Here is a 19,281-nt window from a genome sequence, read left to right as displayed (position 1 = left end):
CAATCAAATCTTAGTTATGAAGACAAAGTTCTACAACATTATATTTTATTGCTTGTCTTATTGCAGTAATAAGATTATCAATTCTATTAAATTCTTTATCCATTTTAACTTTTAAGTGCATTTCAAATGTACTTAAATTTACTTTATTGTCAAATGATATATTTATAGAAACAATATTCTCAGTATCCAGTACATTAGTAATCTTAATTTTACAAGTATCATTAACTTCTTTTATTTTAGATATAAGTTCTTTAGAAGTAAAGTGCTCAGGTATTTCTTTATAAGAATATAATAAGCTTTTTTTATACTCATTTAGCTGCTTTAATGTATCATAGAATGAATAAACCCTATCATTAATGATACTCAAAATAGATGCCAATGTGTAATTTTCATAGTCTTCACTAAGAATCCAACTTTCATCTAAAATATCTGTATTATATAATTCATCATAAGATGGAATTTTTTGTGTTTCTTCATTCATACAAAAAATTGTCTCAATTATACTATTTCGTACAATATTAATTTCATCCAAACCATTGTCTTCTAAATATAATCCAATAGTTAATAATTTTTTTGATTTTAGGTATTCAATAAATTCATTTCTATACCCAAACTTTTCAAAGGCATATTCAATTTCAGGAAAACCTTCCCAATTATATTGTATGTACTCATCAACTTCATCAATATCAATATCATCTTTGTCTATTAAGAATTCATTGTATTCTCTTACAATTGCTTCATTAAGAGGACAATGTAGTAAATTATATTCAATGACTAAATTTCCTTCTAAAGTATAAGTATGATTTTTTTCGTCAATAGCAATAATTTTTCTTACATGATTTTTATTATCTTTATTCTTTTTAATAATAACTGTTTCCCCTACTCTATAAAACATTTTGTTTTCATTAAATCTATTTGTAAGTTCTTCTAAACTTAAATATTTAACTTTAGAGTATAAATCATAGCAATCTTGACAAATAACATTTTGCCTTGATAATGTATCTATTTTATAATATTCTTCAGCATCATACAAATTATAATCACTAAATGAATAATTACTAAAATCATAAGAGTTGACATTCTCTTCAATCTTTTTACAATTATCGCATATTTTAAATGGCATTTGCTCTTCTTCTAAGAATCCATCTAAATCACTTTCATTAAAAGTTAAAATGTTATTGTGTTTATTTGAATAAAGATACTTATTTAAGTTCATTAAAAAAAATTCTTTTTTATCTCTTCGTAAACTATTAGAAAATTCACAATTTGTATTTTCTATTAAGATTTTTTCACTTAATACTCTTTCATAAAGGTCAGTTTCTTCATTATATACAGAGCAACTATCACATAACGGTACATTATTATTTTTAGAATCCATATAGCACTCATCATCAGGTAGTATAATTGTTTTGCAACAACTACAAACTTCAACCATTGTAATATCTAATGTATCTACTATAAATCTTAATTCTTCTTCAATTAAAGAAGTATCATCTTCAATTAAAAATTCTATTGCTTGTTCAAGTAAGATATTATCTGAAGTGAAATCACTATCTGTAGATAAATTGTCATCTATTTCTTTTTGTGCTTCAAAAGCTTCTTTAATTTTTAATGCTTTGTTATTAATATCCTTAATATCTTCTATTTCTAAAACTTTGAAATACTCAAAAATTTCTGAATTAGAATAGTGAGAACATACTTTATTTGCCAATTCAATTTTATTTTCATTAATAATTTTAGTAATTGGATAAATTCTATCAATTTCGAAAGGTGAGTTCTCTTCTACTTTAATACATAACAATTTTTGATTTATCTTTAATTCTTTCATTTATTTTCCTTTTTTTATAATAAATGAGAGATATATTAGTACCCATGAGGGTAAAAATATACCCTCATTAGGTGTTAATTTATAAAATTCTCAAAAAAAGTTCAATACTTCAATTGACAACATTTACATTTTTTAAGTATCTAATTTTTTTAAATACTTTCTAAATATAAAACTTCTATTCTTTTTAACCAATAAACATAATATTTCTTATAATATTTAAAAGGTTCTACACTTTCAATACCTGATTCATCATAATATGGGTTATGAATACTCATTCCCTTATATTTTAATTCAACAACTAATGAATTATCTTCATTAGCTCTTTCTATATTTTGAAGAATAATTTTTTCTTCAAAAATCTCAAGTTCTTTAAGATAAGACAGACCATTTTCAAAATACTTTAGAAGTTTATCCCATTGAATTTTATCTAGGTTATTTAGCATATCTTGTATTTCGAAATTAAAAGGATAATCTTTACAAGCAATTGTTATAATTGCATTATATTTTTTAGAATAGCCAATTAACTCTTCAATATTTTTATCTTTAGTATATCTTAAAAGTTTTTTGATTATTTTTTTAATCTTTTTCATTTTTTCTCTTTTTCTTTCATATTAGTATTAGCCTTAAAGTTATAAATTAAAACAAGGTTCAATTATTTCTTATTGGCAACATTAAATTATTTTTTTAAGTTGTTTAAAAAAGTGTTCCATTAAAAAAGCAACTAATTTGATCATTTGTATAATCAACATTAGTTGTATTTATTTTTTCTTTAAAAGCTAATAGTTTCTCTTTTTCTTCATCATATTCAATACTATTAAAGTGTTGAACAATCATTTTACCTACTGCATTAAAAGCATTATAGCAAACACCTTGACCTATAATTTCTCCACTTGTAGTCTTTGCTTCAGGCAATTTAAAATCATCAGGAAGACTATTAATTCTTGCAATTTCTCTAGGTGTAAAAATAGAAAAACAATTTGAATCTTCAGGATGAACCAGTATTGGTTCAGTTATTCTTTGCAAATAATGACCTTTTGTTATAGTAGCAGTAATATTATCATTAATTGATGTTCTAGCTATTCTAAATCCATTACCTTTTGCAATATGTTCTGCTTCTTTTTTTAAATAAAAACTTGCAAGCCTTGAATTATGTATTGAATGCCATTCTCTATCATCAATAGGAATTTCTAAGATATCCTTAACTGTTTTATTACACTCTATTTTGTAAGAATCAAGAAATTTGAAACCTTTTTTAATTGAAGCAACCATACAATATCTTTTTCTTTTTGTAAGAGAACCATAATCAGAACCAATCAATTCTGTTTCTGAAATATTGTATCCCATTGAAGTAAGAACATATCTTGCCATTGTAGCTATCGCTGAATTTTTAAAATTTGGTACCTCTTCTATCAATACAACTGCAGGTCTTATAGCATCTATAATTTTCAACACATAAAAACCTAATGAACCCGTAGGATGAGCTTCAAACTTTTCTGCTTTAGTTTGTGCTTGACTATAACCTTCACAAGGAATTCCTGCACTTATAATATCTGCATCAGGCAATAATGAAATATCTAATTTTGCTAAATCTCCACAATAAGTAATAATATTTGGATTATTTAACTCTGTATTTTGAAGATATTTATCTTCAAGCTCAATTGCTGCAATTGGTTTTATACCTGCATCTTTTAAAGATTTAACTAAAGTTCCACCACCTGCAAATATTTCAATCATTGTTGGAGTTTTATTGTTTGATTTTTCTTTTGCTCTTTTTTGTTCTGTTTCTTCTTTTAATGGTTCAATAATGATTTCATCATTATATAATTTTATAACAATATGATTATAACCATCAAAAATTTTATTAATATTCCTATTAACAATATCAATTACAGGCATATTATTTTTTTGTCTTACTATAATTGAATGTGTAAAACCTGGTCTAAGTATAATTTTTTTATTTTCAAAATCATACTCTGGTTCATACTTTAAATGTTCAGCCATTAATGTTTCATGAATTTTTTGTGATTCAATCCAAACTCTTTTTGTACCGTCTTTATCACCAATTTTTGAAGAATAAGTTTTTATTAAGTTATTTGCACTCATTTTTATCCTTTTATAAGTTAAAAACTAAAAGGATACAAATAGTAGTATCCCGTAAGGAATACAATCTTTTGTATCCCTTTACGGGTTAGCTCTTTTGAGCAACTACTCTGAAACACTCTACAATCTAATTATTTAGATTATAGACTATACCTTCGCAAACTTCTTTTGGTTTCTCACCTGGGCTACAAGACTTCTATCTTATAGTTTACAAACTTTTGCCCTTTTGGATGTATCTCTACTCCATTTGCCTTTTTGGCACAGCTTATTGCTCTCGCAACAAACTTATATCTATTATTATTATAGATAATTCAAAAAATGAATACTATTAATATAGCTAATTATTTGTTAAATATTACTTAGTGTTTCTTTTGAGATTTGAGTATTATATTTATTGTTCTTTGTCTGTTTTTTAGTCTGTTTATATATATAAAAAAAACCTCTTTCAAGGAAAAACTTATCGTTTTAATTCTCTCCCTTATTTACTGTCCCATTTTGGGACAGTAAATTTTATAAGTCATATGACTATTATCTTATTCCATTCCAACCAGTAATAATAGAGATAGTATTATTATCAATCGCATACTCACAAGTTGAACGACTATTGCAAATTTCATATTTAAAACTTTTAATATGATTACTTTTAAGAGCCTCTTTATAAATATTACATAAAATACTCCAATCAAAATATTTTAAGTTTCTTTCAAATACTCTTTCTAAAAAGTGCAATGTTAAGTTAAACACAAATTTTTCTTTTTTATCTTCAATTTTAATTATTTTGATATCTTTTAAATGTAAAAGTTCTTCATTAATTTCTTCAAAGTAAAAAATACAATTGTCGATTGTAATATCATTCTTTTCATCGAATGAATAACTTTTTAAAGTATATGCTTTTAATATACTATTCATTAGGTATGAATACTTAATTACTTTAACAAATACTTTTGCAGCAATTGTAAAGTGTTTTAATGCTGTATCTTTTTTTCTAAAAAAATTTTTACACATATTTATTCCTTATGTACATTTTATATAATCACCTTTTGTAAGACTTAATGCGTATATTTCTGTCTTATATGCATCTACTTCTTTAACTTTATCTATTTTTCCATCATTATTACAAACATCACTTGTTTTTTGATATTTATAAACAGTTCCTTTTGTAATAATTTTTTCTAATTGTCCATCTATATTAACCTCAATGATATCTTCAATGATACCTGATGCAATTAATAGAGCTGCTTGACCTTCATTTGGATGTTCAATTGCTTCCTTCAAAAATGTTTGTGAATTAATATCTTTTATAAAATCATCATATAATGTTGATTTTTCAAGTATTCTTTTCATTTTCCATCTAGGAATTTCAATTTCAATAAAAGTATTCGGTTCAACACCTGTTGCAACATTTATTTTATTAATCTCATCATCTTTTATATCATTGATATTTCTTTTATCATTATAAGCACTCATTAATTTGCTTAAAGGATCTCTATAAGAACTTCCTATTCTTTGTAAGATTAAGAAAAATTGTTTATAATTTTTATAATCATCATTTGTATCATCATATACAGAAGCAATTAATTTATATCCTTGCCGATGAATTACTCTAACAAATTCTTCATCAAAAGATGATGGATTTATTACTAGAATTAATACACCATTTTTTATAGTAGCAGTTCCCCAAGATTGAAGAAATGCAAGTTCAAGTCTTTTTTTCATACTATTAATTCCATAAGGAGGATTTAAAAAATTTAAACCTGCAAACCAATTACTTTTTTTAATCTCAAAAATTGCATCTTGATTTAAAACCTTATAGATATTTTTAGTCATTGCTTTTTGTGCTCTTACAATATCAAGTTCTACTGCATATGATTTACAGTTATAGTTATTTGAAATATATTCTATAACATCACCCTCACCTGCACAACTATCTAATGCTATTGTCTTTTTTTCTGTATTAAAGATTAAGAATTTATCAAATATCTTTTTTACAGTTAATGTACTTGTAGGATAATATCCTTTCTTTAAATCACTTTCCAATCTAGCCATTTTATAATCCTTGAGAACTATTTGATATATTTGTTAGTTTCCATATAGCAGCTTCGCACCATTGAGATACTTCTATTCTTCGTCCTGTATCTTCAAAAAAACCACTAGATAATAATGATTTCACGAAAGGTTCATTTTCAGACCAAGTTTTAACCAAAATCTCATCAGCACCTAGGTATTTTTCAGCATCTTCATGATTTGTTGTAATTTCCAAAAAAGTCTCCAAACAAGAACTATCTTCATAACTCTCTAAAGAGTTTATAAATACAGCTTTTGTATTATTTGATTCATATTCAACAATTTCTAAGTATAATTCCATATCTTCATATCCATCTAATATAATTTTTTTCATCATAATTTCCTTTAATTTTTATATTTAAAATTCAAATAATGTTAATTGTTTACTGCTTGTATATATAACAGGAACAACATTATTTTCTTCAACTTCTTCTACAATTAGTGTTTTTTCTATTATTTTTTCTTTCTTCTTTTTGAACTTTTCTTTCTTATTATCATTCTCATATTTATCTAATGATTTATTTATATATTCATTGAAAGTTTCTATATACTCTAAAAACGCACTTTTAATTGCATCATTTATATCTTTATAATTATTATCCCCATAAAAAGAATCTTTTTGCATAATCATTTGGAAAAAAAATCCCAATGGTTCATTTTTATTAATTAAAGATTTAAAAATATCCACAAAACACTCACTCGCAGTATCGTTTGGTTTTAATGTGATGCACTTTTCGTATTCAGATAGATTAGAGTAACCACTATATAATTTATGAAACTTTGCTGCTATTGAGAAATATTCACCATAAAATCCATTAATATTATAATGAGCTATAAAACCACAATGTAAATGAAAATGATTATATAATCTTTTAGAAAAACAAGATTTTTTAAAATGATTGTTCAAAAATTTTACGAAGTCTTTGTATATCTTTTCTTTTTCAGAACTTGTTAAAAATTCAACTGAAGTAAATTCTAAAATTCTAGGTTTAAGCTTGAAGTTTTTCATCCTTAACTCCCTCTTTAACTATTTTAAAAACTTTATCTGTTAAAACTTCAGGATTAATTACAACTCCATATTTTAATAATTCTAGAAATCTTTCTTCAAGTACTTCTTTTCTTTTTTTTACTATTTTTATCATAAGTATTTCTCCTAATACTATATTAAACTTAGGAGCTCCAAAGGAGTCCCAAGTCAATTTATTTGACCGAACTCCTTTTGGGAGAAAACAATACTATGCTATTTCATCTTTATTATATATTTTGCCTCTAATATCAATATATTTATCTTCAAAATATAAATCCATTTCAAAACCAACATGAAAATTTGTTGGTCCACTATTGTTTATAAATCTTACAGGTATTTGCACCTCTAAAAGCTCAGGAATACTAAAATATCCCCATTCAGAAAGTGATGGATTTGATTCATTTTTAACATATCCAAAGCATCTTTCATATGGTTCAAACCATTCATCCCCGTTCTTATTTACTTCAACTACATAATAAGTCATATTAGGACTAAATAATTTAATTCCAACTGGTTTATATTTAACTCCATCATATTCATAAATATTAGGTAATGTTTCTAACTTTTTGTAAATATTTTTAACTTGCTTTTCAGTTAAATATGTTGATTTTGGATAATTTATTTTCTCTTTATTTGTAGTTTTCTGCTTTTGCTCTATCTTATCTTCTAAAACATTAAGTTTTTTTAGAAGATTAATTACTATTTCTTTGAATAATTTATATTCATCAGAAATTAACTCTACACTTATTTCAAATGCAATTAAATTTCTTGAACGCATTTCTACTAAATGCTTATTATTTTTTAATTCTTCAAATAATGTTTTATTATAATCCTTATGTGTTGGATAAGGTACAGAATCTTTAAGCCACGATAAAAATCTCGTGTAAACTTCATCTTCTGTTTTACCAAAAATGATATTTTGCTCTTTCCCCGAAATTGAATTACTATGATAAATTAAACAATTAGAAATTCCATCTTCTAATGTTTGTATTTTTCTTCGATATCCATTCTGAAAAAAATCAACTCTTTTTATTTCATCAATACTAAGTTCATTCTTCTTATTTTTCTTTCCTAAAAGAACTAATGAGCTAATTGCTTTTATTTGAGTTTCTTGTCCTGATATCTCTAGTAAAACCAATTCATCTTTAGAATTTAGAATATATTTTTCAAGATATCCTTTACTCCCATCATAATAAATTTTTGGTTCATAGAGTTCTATGTACTCTATCTTATCAGAAATATCATTTATTGATATCAATTGATTATCAATATATAAAAAAGGTTTTGAACCTCTTTTTATTACTTCTCTTAACATTCCATCATAAAGAACTCTATCTTTAGTTGTTAGTTTACTTAATTTATCTTTTTGCATTATTTTCCTTTTTTAAAAAAGTGCTAATTGAATTGAACCAATACTATTTAATGTATCTCTATCATCAATATCAATTTCCATTCTTTTAAATTCTTTTTTACCTTTTACTTTTTCATAATATACATATTTATAAGTATTTGTATCATTATGATTATTTACAATCTCATTTTCAATAATTAATGTTTTTTCTAAAACATTATTATTGTTGTTGTTTCTTATTTCTTTATCATTGTTTGATAGTATTTCACAAGTTAAATGTTTATTTTTTCTATCAAGATAATATTTTTCAAATGGGTTCCATTCCCTATTTGAACCAAAGTTTTCAAAGGATTCCATATTTATATTATCTTTTGCTATATAACCTTTTAAAATTGATTTTGCAAGTGCTGATTGAATTGAGTCATCATCAGCCATAGCACTTAAATCATCATCACCACTTAATCTACCTTCCAAAGAACTTGCAGCATTTACTTTAGAACTTATTAAGTCTAATGCTAAATGTTGTGGTGTACTTTTATAAGCCATAAAGATAACTTTGATATTTTCTTTTTGCCCTAATCTCCAACTTCTTCTACTAGCTTGTCTTAAAGTAAATATATTGTAAGTACTTTCGTAAAAAATGATAGTAGTAAAATCTAATAAATCCAATCCAGTTTTTACCAATTCAGGATTTGCAAGTAAAAGATCACAAGGATTGTTTTTAATCCATTCTTCTCTTTTATTAGCACTAACAGATGGTGGCAAAAATAAAATCTTTTTATTTGGAAATTTATTTTGAAGTATTTTTATTAAGTCTTGTGCAATAGATTTATTAGAAAAGTAGACATATACAAGAACTTTTCTATTTAAGTTAAACTCTTGTTCTACTAACTTTATCAGTGCTTTTTCTTTATTTAATAGTCCAAATTCTTCTCTTGAAATTTCAGGATTATAAATAACCTCATTTTGTGCATTAAATTCATTAAAAGGCATATCATATATACCTATTGAATCATTAGCTAAGTTCCCAAGTAATTTTGGATTCTTTTTTACTTTTCCTGCTAGAACATCAATATAACTATCTGTTTTTTCAAAAATCTTTTCATCTTTTTCTACTAATAAGACTTCTTCGTTGTATGGAGGCAATCCCTCTCCTTCCTCCATTTTAATTTCATCAAGTCTTAGAAAAACTACCATATCTAATAAAACAGTTAATAGATTTGGCGATATCTTAGGTTTTTCTTTAATATTGATTTGTTTACCTTTTTTAGTAACTTTCCCTTCTTTTACTTCTTCTGCAGTAAATTGTTTTTCAAAAGCTCCAAAATGTTCGATAAACATTCTGACATCTTTATATGAATAACCTAATTTATTACTCATTAAATAAGGATTTATTCTAAATAATATATAAAATAAACTAGAAGCATATCCATTGAGTAATGTTCCCGTTAAACCGAGAATTTTTTTACTTACTGAAGCAAGTTGTGCCATTGCATTACCTTGTCCAGAATTTGAACTTTTATATTCATGAATTTCATCAATGATTAATAATTCAATTTTACCTTTTGTCCAAGTTCTTTTTACATACTCTGCAATACTAAGCCTAATTCTATTATCTTTTTTTTGATATTCTGAACTTATTTGTCTTAGTATAGTATTACAATGAGGACATTTTCTAGGGAAATCATTACTTAAATTTTCTTTTATTATTTGTTTTTGTTCATTAACTGGAAAATTTTCAATTTTAGAAAAATCAAAATTTGTTAGTTCAGATATTTCTGTTGAACAATCAGGGCATCTTAATGAAAAGATTGACTTTTTTACTAACTCTTTTTCCCCATCAATTAATTCTTCTGAATAAATTATTTTCTTTTTTAGATTAAATACCATCTCTTTCTTATATCCAAGTTTTGCCCCTTCTCTTGATACAATAAAAAAGTATCTAACCTTTTCTTTTCTCATATCTCTATTTGTATAAGGAATTAGTTCTTCCCATTTTGAAACTTTTATAATTTTAAACTTATCATAACTTGTTTCTGTTTTCCTTAATTCACTTTCCCATTTATCAACTAAATGAGGAGGGCACATAATAAAATTAACTCTTTTATTTTTTGCTATCGTAACAGCAATTTTTGAAGCCATATCTGTTTTCCCAGAACCCATTTCTGCACTTAGAATAACAGCTTTTTGTTTTTTTCTATTCAATTCATCTGCAATAGCTGCTATTTTTTGTGCCTGCATTGGAAAAGATTTTCTTTCTGAATCTAAAATCCTACTAATTATTGCATCATATTTTTTAGGATTGTATATATCAAATCTAGGTTTAAGTACATCACCTAGTTTTTTATTAAAAACTTCAATATTGTCTTTAATAATATTTTCTATGCTTATTGTTCGCATAAGTTTTCCTTATAAGTTATAAACTAAATGAAATATGATTTGTCCCAATTTGGGACAAATTAATATCCCAATTGGGTTAGCTCGCAGAGCACTGCTCAATTAATAATTAAAAATATGTATTTTTTATATGTACATAACTTCTAATTAAATCATTTTTTAAATCTCTTTTTACTTCTTTTGGTAAGTGTTTATATTTCTTATTATTAAGTTTTAATTGTTTTAAAAATACTTCTCTTAACTCTTTTTTAGAGCTAATTGTAATTTTATTAGTATCTTTATCAATTAATAAAAATGAATAAAAAACAAATACTTCAAAAGGACCGTTATCATTGTAAATTTCACTGATATTTTTCACAATATAGTCCTAGTATTTAACTATTATATATTTAAAATCTTTTACAGAATTGTAAAAATCTTTAAATAATTGCAATGTTTCATCACTGTATTTATTTGCATCAAAATAGACTGATGGTTTATTTGCAGGTCTTTCTAATTGATATGTCGCATACAAATATACATTAACCCATGATGGATCAGAAGGTGTTGCATCTGCACCAATTTCCTCTAAAATAGGTCTTATTTCTGATGGCAATTTATAAAAATCAACCTCAACGCAAGGCATTACTGTATTGTATTTAGTTAAAACTGGATTATCATTTTTAACTTTTAAATCAATACTTAAATTATTGTTGTGAATATCAAAATTTTTTATTTCTAAATCTTTATTAACATTTTCAATTAATAAAGAAATATCAATACTGTCTTTTAATTCTTCTAATAACGACTTTAATAATTCTATTTTTTTCATTTTCATTCCCTTATTTTTTAAATTTAGTATTTTTTATTCTAAAACAATTGGCATTATCACTTCAGTTAAATTACCCTGAGTTAATAATATTGGTAACTTTGCATCATTAAAATTAATTGTGATATCTCCATCGTGACAAATATCAAGAAATTCCAGTAAATATCTAGAATTAAATACCATAATCATATTGATACCTTCAATGTTTTCCAATGGTTCTTCACAAGTCACACTTTTATCAACTGCACTTGCTTTTATAGTGTTATTTGAAATATCAACAATTACTTGTTTATCAATAACAGAAGCATCATTTATTAAACTATAAAATAATGCTTTATCTACATCAACAGTAAGTTTGAAAGTTTTTGGGATAACACGATTATAATCTACATAAATACCATTTATTTTTTTGCAAGAATACCTGTTTGTATCATTTGCCACAAAAATTCTACTTTCAGTAATATTTACAGTTACGGAACTTGAACTGAAATACTTTGAAATTGTATTAATTGCTTGTAATGGTAAGATGAATTCATAGTTTTTGTCAGATGTAGAAACATTTTGAACGGTTAATCTTCTAGTATCAGATGATACTACATTTAAGTAACCATTTTTTGCATCAATAAGAGCACCAGTTAATTCAATCTTAGGACAATTTAAGTCTATTGAATGTTGTGAATTTCTTAATGCTGCAATAATAGTTTGAGTTAATTCAAAAGTGTTTATTACTTTATCTTCAATTTCAAAATCTACAACATCTGCATATTTTTCTATTTTTGCTTTATTTCTTCCATCTTTAATATGAAGAAAAGAATCATCTACTTCTAAACTGAAAGTATCACTTTTAATCACTTTAAGAATTTGTGCTAATTGTTTTCCATTTACTGAAAATGGTTCGAACTGATCCAAATCAATACAATTGATTTTAAATTCAATTGTTTCAATAAAATCAGTAGCTTTAATTTGTAAAAATTCTTTTGAAATATAATAGAAAGAAATAACTTGCTTATCATCTTTTCCTTTTGGAACATAGTTACTTGCAATTGTTACTCTATTTTTGAATTGTTTTGTATGAATAGTAGTTTTCATTTTATTATCCTTATAATTATTATTTAATATTAAGGAATACACTATCCCCGCAAGGGATAGATAAATATCCCTTTTTGGGGTTAGCATTAAAATGCAACTATTTTTTATACTGTCCCAATTTGGGACAAAATATTAAAAATCTAAATTTAAAGTATCATCTTTTTTATAATTGTCTATGATGTGACAATTTTTTTCATAATCAAAGTGTATATCAATTTCACCAATATTAATTGTTTTTTCTACATTTGATAAATTTAAATCTGATGTATATTTTTTATCATCAGATAACTGTCTAATTAAATACTCCACCATACTTGGGGCAGATATATTAATAACTTTTTCTAAATCATCAATATTTTTTGCTCCTAGATTATGGAGTAGGGCATTAATATCTATAATTTTACCCATAACAAATTCCTTTCATTGTTATATTAAGTATCTAATATTCCCTCTTTTTAGGACATCATTTACATCAGAACCTAATTTAGTATCCCATTGTTTAACAGTTACTTCTAGTACTCCTGCTTCAATCAATTTATCTTTTAGACCTTTTATTTGTCTAGTTTGATATGGAATATTTCTTCTTTTAGTAATGACTTCAATCATTCTAAATTTTTCTAAACCGTTTCTATTTTTTGGAAATTCAATATCTTTTACTTTTATAATATTTTCATTGAACTCGAAATTAATTGAGTATTTTGTTCTTTTTAACTCTTCAATGAAACCTTTATCTTTTAAAGAAGTTAAATCAAATGATTGTTCTATCCTAATAATCAAACTTCCATTTGCAACTTTTTGTCCTGCATCATCTTGATCGTACCACAGTTCAATTTTTTTACCTTTAAAAAGACCTAATTGCTCTTGTTTTAATCCATAAACACCTGGAATAGCAAGATCACAAACATTATCTTTTTCAGGAATTGAAAACATATCTATTTGGCCTTCAAAAAATCTGAAGTCATAATTCTCTTTTAGTGCATCAATGTTTAATCCATATGGATATGGACTTGCAATTCTTCCATAAGAAAGCTCAGGCTCTTTCATTGAACTATTTTGCCATTCAGCTAATTTTGTATTTCTTAATTTTAATCCTAAAATTAAATTTGAGTATAAATCAAAATTTGGAATAACTATAAAACCTTCCTCACTAAAATGCTTAAAAGAGTAGGGCACTTTATGATTTGCATCATTCAAAATTCCAAACTTTACTAAATCAGCTAAAGGAAATTTTGAAGTCAAATAAGAAATTAAATTAGGTACATCATTTGACATACTTAAATAACCAATTTGTTTGACTATTTTAATTATTTTACTTTTTAACATAGGCTCGTATTTACCTGAAATATTTCTACCTACATAATAATTATTTTTTGCATTTTGGTTAGTTTTCAAACTATAATGATATATACTTGAAACAACTACACAAAACTTATCTTTTTCTGTTAAATCATTATAACTATTTATTAACTCATAAAAGTTATATTCTTTTACACCTTTTGAAGGTTCTAATTTTTCATAAGCAATTTCTTTATTTGCTACAATTGTTCTATCAATTTTAACAATTTTTGGTTTTGTATTATAGTTTATTTGACTATTTCCATCACAATGAACTTCAAAAGACTTTTTATATGCATCTAAGTCAATACCAACTCTATTTGATATTTCATTTAAAGCATCTTTTGTTGACATACCTTTTGTTTTAGTTAAATAACCAAAGACATTACCTACATACCCACAGTTATTGGCTCTATTACATTTTATAAAGCCACCCTTACCATGATTAGTTGCAAATAACTCTCTTTCCCCACAATTTGGGCAGATTCCACCATGATTATCTTTTTTCCAATTAAATTCAGTAAACATTTCAACTGTATCTACTTTTTCTAATAGGAACTCTAATAACTTATTAAAAGATGGTGTTATATCTTTTAAACTTGCCTCTAAACGAGGAAAGATGATTCTTAATTTATTTTTATCTTCTTCATTATTAATCCAAGCAATATTCTGCTCAACTTTATTAAGCATAAAAACAAATGTTTCTAAATTCTTAATTTTAGTCTTTGCAAAATATTTTAAAAATATTTCAGATTCTTTATCACTTAAATAAGTGTTTGCATAATATTTTAAATTTAACATTTTTTATCCTTTTGCCCTAATGGGCTATTTATTAGCCCATTGGCAACTGTTGTTCCTATTAGAAAGGAATCTCATCTTCATTTATATCAATTTCAGGAATATTCTCTACATAACTAAAGTTATTTTCTGAGACTGAATTATAATTCATATTCTGTTTTGATTGATATTGTTGTGTATTCTGTTGATATTGTGTATTTTGCGGATACTGATTTTTTGGTCTATTTTGTTCTTCTGAATTCTCACTCTTTGTATCAAGCATCTTCATATTGTCAACTCTTAATGAGTGTTTACTTCTATTAGAACCATCTTGTGCAGCCCACTGTTCAAATATCAATCTTCCTTCAAGTAAGACTTTAGAGCCTTTTTTTAAATATTGATTAGCAACTTCAGCAGACCTTCCAAAAATAGTAAAATCCATAAAGCAAACTTCTTCTTTTTGCTCACCTGTTGCAGTTTTATATTTATAACTTGTTGCAATTGCAGATTTTGCTACCGCAGAACCACTTGGTAAATATCTAAGCTCAATATTCCTAGTAAGATTTCCTACCATTAATACTTTATTATACATCTTTCTTTCCTTCCTTATCTTAATTCATTTAATAAATCTTCTTTATCTTCTTTAATCGAAGATTTATTACTTTCTCTTATTATGTAGATCTTATCTACATTAATCCCTAAGTGTGCATAAGCACAATCTTCTAACGACCACATTGACTTTGGATTGTGGTTTTCTTCTGCATATTTAAATGCAGCTTCTACTTGTTGAAGATTAAACTCCTCAACACAAGGTTCCATTTGTGAACCTACATAGTGTCCTATTAAAATTTTTTTCATTTTCTTTCCTTATTAATTAAATATATAATAAATTTCTTTTGTAAAAACAGTTACTTTTATAAAAAATATAAATAGTATCAAAAACAGTACTCCGTAAAAATATTTTTTTCCACTATATTTATTTTCTAAACCTTTTATTTGTATAACTTCATAAAGTGCAAATACTGTTGCTGATACGAAGATTCCTACTACGGGATGAACAAAAAAACTTGCAAATGTTAACATTGCAATTATTGTTCCTTTTAAAAATGGATTTGTTTTAAATATTGTTATCATAAGTATTCCCTTACTTGATTTTTAATGGATATACTCTGTCCCAATTTGGGACAAATTAATATCCCAATTGGGTTAGCTTATTTAAAGCAAACTATTTGTAAAATATGCAAATTTAAAGGATTGCATATATGATTTACTTTTACGTTTTCTTAATTTTCATTATCCCTTCTTCTTATATAATCTCAACAAAAGACAGTAGTTTATACTACATATCTATAATTGGTTTTGGTTTAGCATTTTTTTTACTAATTATTAATAAGTATAAGGATGATCCGAAAATAAGATATTTTTTATTAAAGTGGTTTTAAAATCATTTTTTCTTTTGTACTAATGACTTTATACCGCTTTGATTCAGTAGTGTCTTCATAGGTACTACCTACATATTCTTTACTAAGTTTTGTAATTCTAACAATATCTGATTTGACATCATATATGGCTTCACTTCCACACTCTTTCAAATGACGGATTGTCGAATACCCATTACTGATTTTTTTAATATCAGTATTTGTTGGTAGCAATAAGTTTAAAATAAGTTTAAACACCTGACTTTTTGTTTTTGGTGCTTTAATCATCTTTTACTCCTAGTGCAACATTTGTCATTAGATTTCTTTTCTTTTTATTTTTTGTTATCTCATAAAGAATATTTCTAATTTTTCTACCAAGTAGCATAATTAAAATTCCAAGTATGATAAACATACATAAAAATAACTTCTCTTTTAGTTCATTTGCAGTTATTAATTCAATTATTCCAAAAGCTGAAATATTTGGTCCTAAATTAATAATTAAGTAAGAAAATGCAAGTAAGTCGTTTCTTACTGCTCTATCATTTCTAGCTTTTTTAATTAAATAATAAAGTAATAAACTAAAAATAACTATTCCTAATAATACAGTTCCTAATATATTTAACATCATTTACTCCTAAAAAATTGAAAGTTCATCAAAATTTTCTTCGATAACATTTGCAAATGGATCAATGTTTTGCACTTGTTGTCTTTCAACTGTTTGAGGTTTTACAACTGTGTTTTGCACTTGTTGTCTTTCAACTGTTTGAGGTTTTACAACTGTGTTTTGCACTTGTTGTCTTTCAACTGTTTGAGGTTTTACAACTGTGTTTTGCACTTGTTGTCTTTCAACTGTTTGAGGTTTTACAACTGTGTTTTGCACTTGTTGTCTTTCAACTGTTTGAGGTTTTACAACTGTGTTTTGCACTTGTTGTCTTTCAACTGTTTGAGGTTTTACAACTGTGTTTTGCACATTTGGCTTGTTTTCATTATTTTCTATATTTACATCAATAAGAGTAGAGTTATCACTATTGTAATTGTCTTCTTCTTCTAAAAATTTAATTAATTCTTTTGATTTTGGCAAATATTTCATACATCTTCTAATGGCTGTTTTCTTCCACATTCCATCTTCTGATATGACATTTGCAGCCCAAGGTGAATATCTTTGTTTGTCAGGTTTAATTGAACTTAAAGACATGTTTTTTATTTCAATTACTTCTTCATCCCATACCCATTCTTTGTAAATTTCACCATTGACTAAATATGCTAAAACATAAACTGCAATTCTTTCTTTTCCACGTTTTGATGGACGTAAAGGATAGTGCTCTATAACAGTACCATTTTCTCCAACATAATATTGATATCTTTCATTTTCCCAAACAATATGAGTTTCAATTTTCTTTACATCTCCACTTCTACGTGCAAGTTCTAATAAACCTTGATAACCAATCATAAATGTTGCAATTTTACATTTTTCTTTATTGTTGTATCTAGCAATTACATAAGCTTGTGCAAGAGTAGGATCTAAATCTAGATTTAAACTAGCAACTTTCATAGCTGCATCAACAACAGACATTGGAGAACACTCATTTAGGTCACTATTTGCAAATAATCTAATTAGTGTTGATTTAAATCTTTCAAATTCAACTCCAAATGAAACTATTTCTTCTTTTTTTATTTCCAATAATTTTCTTATTGTACTAATACTGTTTTCTTTTCTATCAGCAACAACTTTTGTTGCATATTGTGATAAACTTCCCATAACTTTTTCCTTTTTATATTTAATTAAAGGGAATAGTTATTTCTCCCAAGGGAGTCAACTACTCCCTTTTGGGGTTATTATAAACTTTTTAAATAATCATTTAATTCAGAACCATAATAAGTATACGGATTCTGTCTAAAAAGTATTTTTGGATTAACTCCATCAAACACAGCTTCTATCGTCTCTATTAATTGAATTAATACTGACTCAGCTTTTATTAAATCTTCTTGTATTAAATCCCATTCATAAATTTTAATCTCTGGACCATCTTTACCTCTTATAAGTAATTCTATTCTAAATTTATTAATTAATTTTCCATAATTAAATGAATACATCATAGAATATAATGCTAATTGCAACATATATCTATTTTTGCACTCTTTAATTTCTGCATTATATAATTCTTCATTATATATTCGTAGTAATGGATTTATTTTTTTAGTTAAATCACTTATTTTGAGATTAAGATTTTTTAATGTTTCTTGCCAGATTTCTATATTTGCTATGTTTTCTTTACAAGTTGTAATTTGCTTTTCAATTTTCTCAATCTTTTTTGAGATCAATTTAAATGCTTTCTTATTTTGAATTGCCAAATTATATTCTTCAACCAATTTATGATGTTCATTTTCAAGTTCTACAAGTTCACTTTCACTATTGATATGCTTTTTTATAAGAGCATCAATTTTTGAAACTTCATTCATTGCTTCTTTTTTTTCATTATATAAATTTGTTAATTCATCAGACCATTTTAAACCAGTTGATAGTTTTTTTCTAGTTGTTTTTAAATCAGACAAGATTAGAACACCATCTTTTTGATAGATTCTATCAAGAGTTCCTTTGAATTTTATTCTTCCTATATTTCTAGAATTACTAAAATATTCAGCAGGAATTTCTAATTCAAGATATTCTTCACTACAAACTAGCTTATTAAAAGGCATTACATTTCTGTAATATAATTTAAAAGCTTTTATAGCTTCAACAATTAAATTATCAAATTCTAATTTACTTTCATCTGATAAATATTTGTATTCTTCTCCTGCTTTTAAGATTAAAGCTTTAATTGCTTTTCTAATTGGTAAATTAGGATTTTTATAAGCAAAATCTACTGCTTCATGTACTAATGTACCAAATAATATATCTTCGTTAAAAGTAAAAGAAATACCTAATTGACTTAATGCATATGCAAGTGGATTTGCTAAAAAAGTAGCAGTACTGGAAGCTCTATGCTCCCAAACTTTTATGTTTTTTAAATTATTTAGAAATTCATAAATATCTTCTATTGAAGTTATTTTTGATTTGAACTCTAATAATTTAGGATTTGCACTCAT

22 protein-coding genes are annotated in these 19,281 nt (G+C 25.4%); all 22 read right to left on the bottom strand.

Going from position 1 to position 19,281, the window contains the following annotated elements; all coding sequences use genetic code 11:
* Positions 1-10: 10 nt before the first annotated feature.
* Positions 11-1,828 carry a hypothetical protein gene (locus AMYT_RS13985; protein ID WP_114843231.1) on the bottom strand — a complete coding sequence of 606 codons (1,818 nt, stop codon included), beginning with the start codon at positions 1,826-1,828 and terminating at the stop codon, positions 11-13.
* A gap of 149 nt (positions 1,829-1,977) precedes the next feature.
* Positions 1,978-2,418, bottom strand: a complete 441-nt coding sequence (locus AMYT_RS13980; RefSeq protein WP_114843230.1) for a hypothetical protein — start codon at positions 2,416-2,418, stop codon at positions 1,978-1,980.
* A 103-nt stretch (positions 2,419-2,521) separates the two neighbouring features.
* Positions 2,522-3,931, bottom strand: coding sequence for a DNA cytosine methyltransferase (locus AMYT_RS13975; protein ID WP_114843229.1), 1,410 nt, complete (start codon positions 3,929-3,931; stop codon positions 2,522-2,524).
* Between the two features lie 525 nt (positions 3,932-4,456).
* Positions 4,457-4,933 carry a hypothetical protein gene (locus AMYT_RS13970; RefSeq protein ID WP_114843228.1) on the bottom strand — a complete coding sequence of 159 codons (477 nt, stop codon included), beginning with the start codon at positions 4,931-4,933 and terminating at the stop codon, positions 4,457-4,459.
* A gap of 9 nt (positions 4,934-4,942) precedes the next feature.
* The gene (locus tag AMYT_RS13965) at positions 4,943-5,974 is read right to left on the bottom strand and encodes a DUF6094 domain-containing protein (RefSeq protein WP_114843227.1); all 1,032 of its coding nucleotides are present in this window, start codon (positions 5,972-5,974) and stop codon (positions 4,943-4,945) included.
* Position 5,975: 1 nt separating this feature from the next.
* Positions 5,976-6,326, bottom strand: a complete 351-nt coding sequence (locus AMYT_RS13960) for a hypothetical protein (RefSeq protein ID WP_114843226.1) — start codon at positions 6,324-6,326, stop codon at positions 5,976-5,978.
* Between the two features lie 24 nt (positions 6,327-6,350).
* A complete protein-coding gene (locus AMYT_RS13955; RefSeq protein WP_114843225.1) occupies positions 6,351-7,001 on the bottom strand; it encodes a hypothetical protein in 651 nt (216 codons plus the stop codon).
* Positions 6,982-7,134 carry a hypothetical protein gene (locus AMYT_RS13950; protein WP_162919521.1) on the bottom strand — a complete coding sequence of 51 codons (153 nt, stop codon included), beginning with the start codon at positions 7,132-7,134 and terminating at the stop codon, positions 6,982-6,984. The genes AMYT_RS13955 and AMYT_RS13950 overlap by 20 nt, the downstream gene beginning before the upstream one ends.
* A gap of 93 nt (positions 7,135-7,227) precedes the next feature.
* Entirely contained in the window at positions 7,228-8,391 is a 1,164-nt protein-coding gene (locus tag AMYT_RS13945; protein ID WP_114843223.1) for a hypothetical protein, read from the bottom strand.
* A 12-nt stretch (positions 8,392-8,403) separates the two neighbouring features.
* A complete protein-coding gene (locus AMYT_RS13940) occupies positions 8,404-10,770 on the bottom strand; it encodes a DEAD/DEAH box helicase family protein (RefSeq protein ID WP_114843222.1) in 2,367 nt (788 codons plus the stop codon).
* Positions 10,771-10,876: 106 nt separating this feature from the next.
* Complete coding sequence (locus AMYT_RS13935; RefSeq protein WP_114843221.1) at positions 10,877-11,125, bottom strand: hypothetical protein; 249 nt, start codon at positions 11,123-11,125, stop codon at positions 10,877-10,879.
* 9 nt (positions 11,126-11,134) lie between these two features.
* The gene (locus tag AMYT_RS13930; protein ID WP_114843220.1) at positions 11,135-11,578 is read right to left on the bottom strand and encodes a hypothetical protein; all 444 of its coding nucleotides are present in this window, start codon (positions 11,576-11,578) and stop codon (positions 11,135-11,137) included.
* Positions 11,579-11,611: 33 nt separating this feature from the next.
* Positions 11,612-12,664 (bottom strand): DNA polymerase III subunit beta, encoded by a 1,053-nt coding sequence (locus AMYT_RS13925; protein ID WP_162919520.1) that lies wholly within the window; start codon positions 12,662-12,664, stop codon positions 11,612-11,614.
* Between the two features lie 132 nt (positions 12,665-12,796).
* Positions 12,797-13,072, bottom strand: coding sequence for a hypothetical protein (locus AMYT_RS13920; protein WP_114843218.1), 276 nt, complete (start codon positions 13,070-13,072; stop codon positions 12,797-12,799).
* 18 nt (positions 13,073-13,090) lie between these two features.
* Positions 13,091-14,800, bottom strand: coding sequence for a hypothetical protein (locus AMYT_RS13915; RefSeq protein ID WP_114843217.1), 1,710 nt, complete (start codon positions 14,798-14,800; stop codon positions 13,091-13,093).
* A gap of 58 nt (positions 14,801-14,858) precedes the next feature.
* A complete protein-coding gene (locus AMYT_RS13910) occupies positions 14,859-15,368 on the bottom strand; it encodes a single-stranded DNA-binding protein (protein ID WP_114843216.1) in 510 nt (169 codons plus the stop codon).
* A gap of 14 nt (positions 15,369-15,382) precedes the next feature.
* Positions 15,383-15,634, bottom strand: coding sequence for a hypothetical protein (locus AMYT_RS13905; protein WP_114843215.1), 252 nt, complete (start codon positions 15,632-15,634; stop codon positions 15,383-15,385).
* 12 nt (positions 15,635-15,646) lie between these two features.
* On the bottom strand, positions 15,647-15,910 hold the full coding sequence (locus AMYT_RS13900) for a hypothetical protein (protein ID WP_114843214.1): 264 nt from the start codon (positions 15,908-15,910) through the stop codon (positions 15,647-15,649).
* A gap of 293 nt (positions 15,911-16,203) precedes the next feature.
* On the bottom strand, positions 16,204-16,482 hold the full coding sequence (locus AMYT_RS13895; RefSeq protein ID WP_114843213.1) for a hypothetical protein: 279 nt from the start codon (positions 16,480-16,482) through the stop codon (positions 16,204-16,206).
* Positions 16,475-16,819, bottom strand: coding sequence for a hypothetical protein (locus tag AMYT_RS13890; protein ID WP_114843212.1), 345 nt, complete (start codon positions 16,817-16,819; stop codon positions 16,475-16,477). The genes AMYT_RS13895 and AMYT_RS13890 overlap by 8 nt, the downstream gene beginning before the upstream one ends.
* A gap of 9 nt (positions 16,820-16,828) precedes the next feature.
* A complete protein-coding gene (locus AMYT_RS13885; RefSeq protein WP_114843211.1) occupies positions 16,829-17,953 on the bottom strand; it encodes a recombinase RecT in 1,125 nt (374 codons plus the stop codon).
* A 77-nt stretch (positions 17,954-18,030) separates the two neighbouring features.
* Positions 18,031-19,281, bottom strand: coding sequence for a PD-(D/E)XK nuclease family protein (locus AMYT_RS13880; protein ID WP_114843210.1), 1,251 nt, complete (start codon positions 19,279-19,281; stop codon positions 18,031-18,033).

It is taken from the genome of Malaciobacter mytili LMG 24559 (genome assembly GCF_003346775.1).
GTDB classification, from domain to species: Bacteria; Campylobacterota; Campylobacteria; order Campylobacterales; family Arcobacteraceae; genus Malaciobacter; species Malaciobacter mytili.
Note: the sequence above shows the minus strand (reverse complement) of the source record. Positions and strands in the feature narration are given on the sequence as shown.

What these genes read in the sequence shown, in the direction of transcription:
- AMYT_RS13905 (WP_114843215.1), bottom strand. Translation starts at nt 15,634, where the DNA reads ATGAAAAAAATTTTAATAGGACACTATGTAGGTTCACAAATGGAACCT.
- AMYT_RS13985 (WP_114843231.1), bottom strand. Translation starts at nt 1,828, where the DNA reads ATGAAAGAATTAAAGATAAATCAAAAATTGTTATGTATTAAAGTAGAA.
- AMYT_RS13920 (WP_114843218.1), bottom strand. Translation starts at nt 13,072, where the DNA reads ATGGGTAAAATTATAGATATTAATGCCCTACTCCATAATCTAGGAGCA.
- AMYT_RS13880 (WP_114843210.1), bottom strand. Translation starts at nt 19,281, where the DNA reads ATGAGTGCAAATCCTAAATTATTAGAGTTCAAATCAAAAATAACTTCA.
- AMYT_RS13940 (WP_114843222.1), bottom strand. Translation starts at nt 10,770, where the DNA reads ATGCGAACAATAAGCATAGAAAATATTATTAAAGACAATATTGAAGTT.
- AMYT_RS13975 (WP_114843229.1), bottom strand. Translation starts at nt 3,931, where the DNA reads ATGAGTGCAAATAACTTAATAAAAACTTATTCTTCAAAAATTGGTGAT.
- AMYT_RS13950 (WP_162919521.1), bottom strand. Translation starts at nt 7,134, where the DNA reads ATGATAAAAATAGTAAAAAAAAGAAAAGAAGTACTTGAAGAAAGATTT.
- AMYT_RS13965 (WP_114843227.1), bottom strand. Translation starts at nt 5,974, where the DNA reads ATGGCTAGATTGGAAAGTGATTTAAAGAAAGGATATTATCCTACAAGT.
- AMYT_RS13910 (WP_114843216.1), bottom strand. Translation starts at nt 15,368, where the DNA reads ATGTATAATAAAGTATTAATGGTAGGAAATCTTACTAGGAATATTGAG.
- AMYT_RS13900 (WP_114843214.1), bottom strand. Translation starts at nt 15,910, where the DNA reads ATGATAACAATATTTAAAACAAATCCATTTTTAAAAGGAACAATAATT.
- AMYT_RS13955 (WP_114843225.1), bottom strand. Translation starts at nt 7,001, where the DNA reads ATGAAAAACTTCAAGCTTAAACCTAGAATTTTAGAATTTACTTCAGTT.
- AMYT_RS13915 (WP_114843217.1), bottom strand. Translation starts at nt 14,800, where the DNA reads ATGTTAAATTTAAAATATTATGCAAACACTTATTTAAGTGATAAAGAA.
- AMYT_RS13890 (WP_114843212.1), bottom strand. Translation starts at nt 16,819, where the DNA reads ATGTTAAATATATTAGGAACTGTATTATTAGGAATAGTTATTTTTAGT.
- AMYT_RS13930 (WP_114843220.1), bottom strand. Translation starts at nt 11,578, where the DNA reads ATGAAAAAAATAGAATTATTAAAGTCGTTATTAGAAGAATTAAAAGAC.
- AMYT_RS13970 (WP_114843228.1), bottom strand. Translation starts at nt 4,933, where the DNA reads ATGTGTAAAAATTTTTTTAGAAAAAAAGATACAGCATTAAAACACTTT.
- AMYT_RS13980 (WP_114843230.1), bottom strand. Translation starts at nt 2,418, where the DNA reads ATGAAAAAGATTAAAAAAATAATCAAAAAACTTTTAAGATATACTAAA.
- AMYT_RS13895 (WP_114843213.1), bottom strand. Translation starts at nt 16,482, where the DNA reads ATGATTAAAGCACCAAAAACAAAAAGTCAGGTGTTTAAACTTATTTTA.
- AMYT_RS13960 (WP_114843226.1), bottom strand. Translation starts at nt 6,326, where the DNA reads ATGAAAAAAATTATATTAGATGGATATGAAGATATGGAATTATACTTA.
- AMYT_RS13885 (WP_114843211.1), bottom strand. Translation starts at nt 17,953, where the DNA reads ATGGGAAGTTTATCACAATATGCAACAAAAGTTGTTGCTGATAGAAAA.
- AMYT_RS13945 (WP_114843223.1), bottom strand. Translation starts at nt 8,391, where the DNA reads ATGCAAAAAGATAAATTAAGTAAACTAACAACTAAAGATAGAGTTCTT.
- AMYT_RS13925 (WP_162919520.1), bottom strand. Translation starts at nt 12,664, where the DNA reads ATGAAAACTACTATTCATACAAAACAATTCAAAAATAGAGTAACAATT.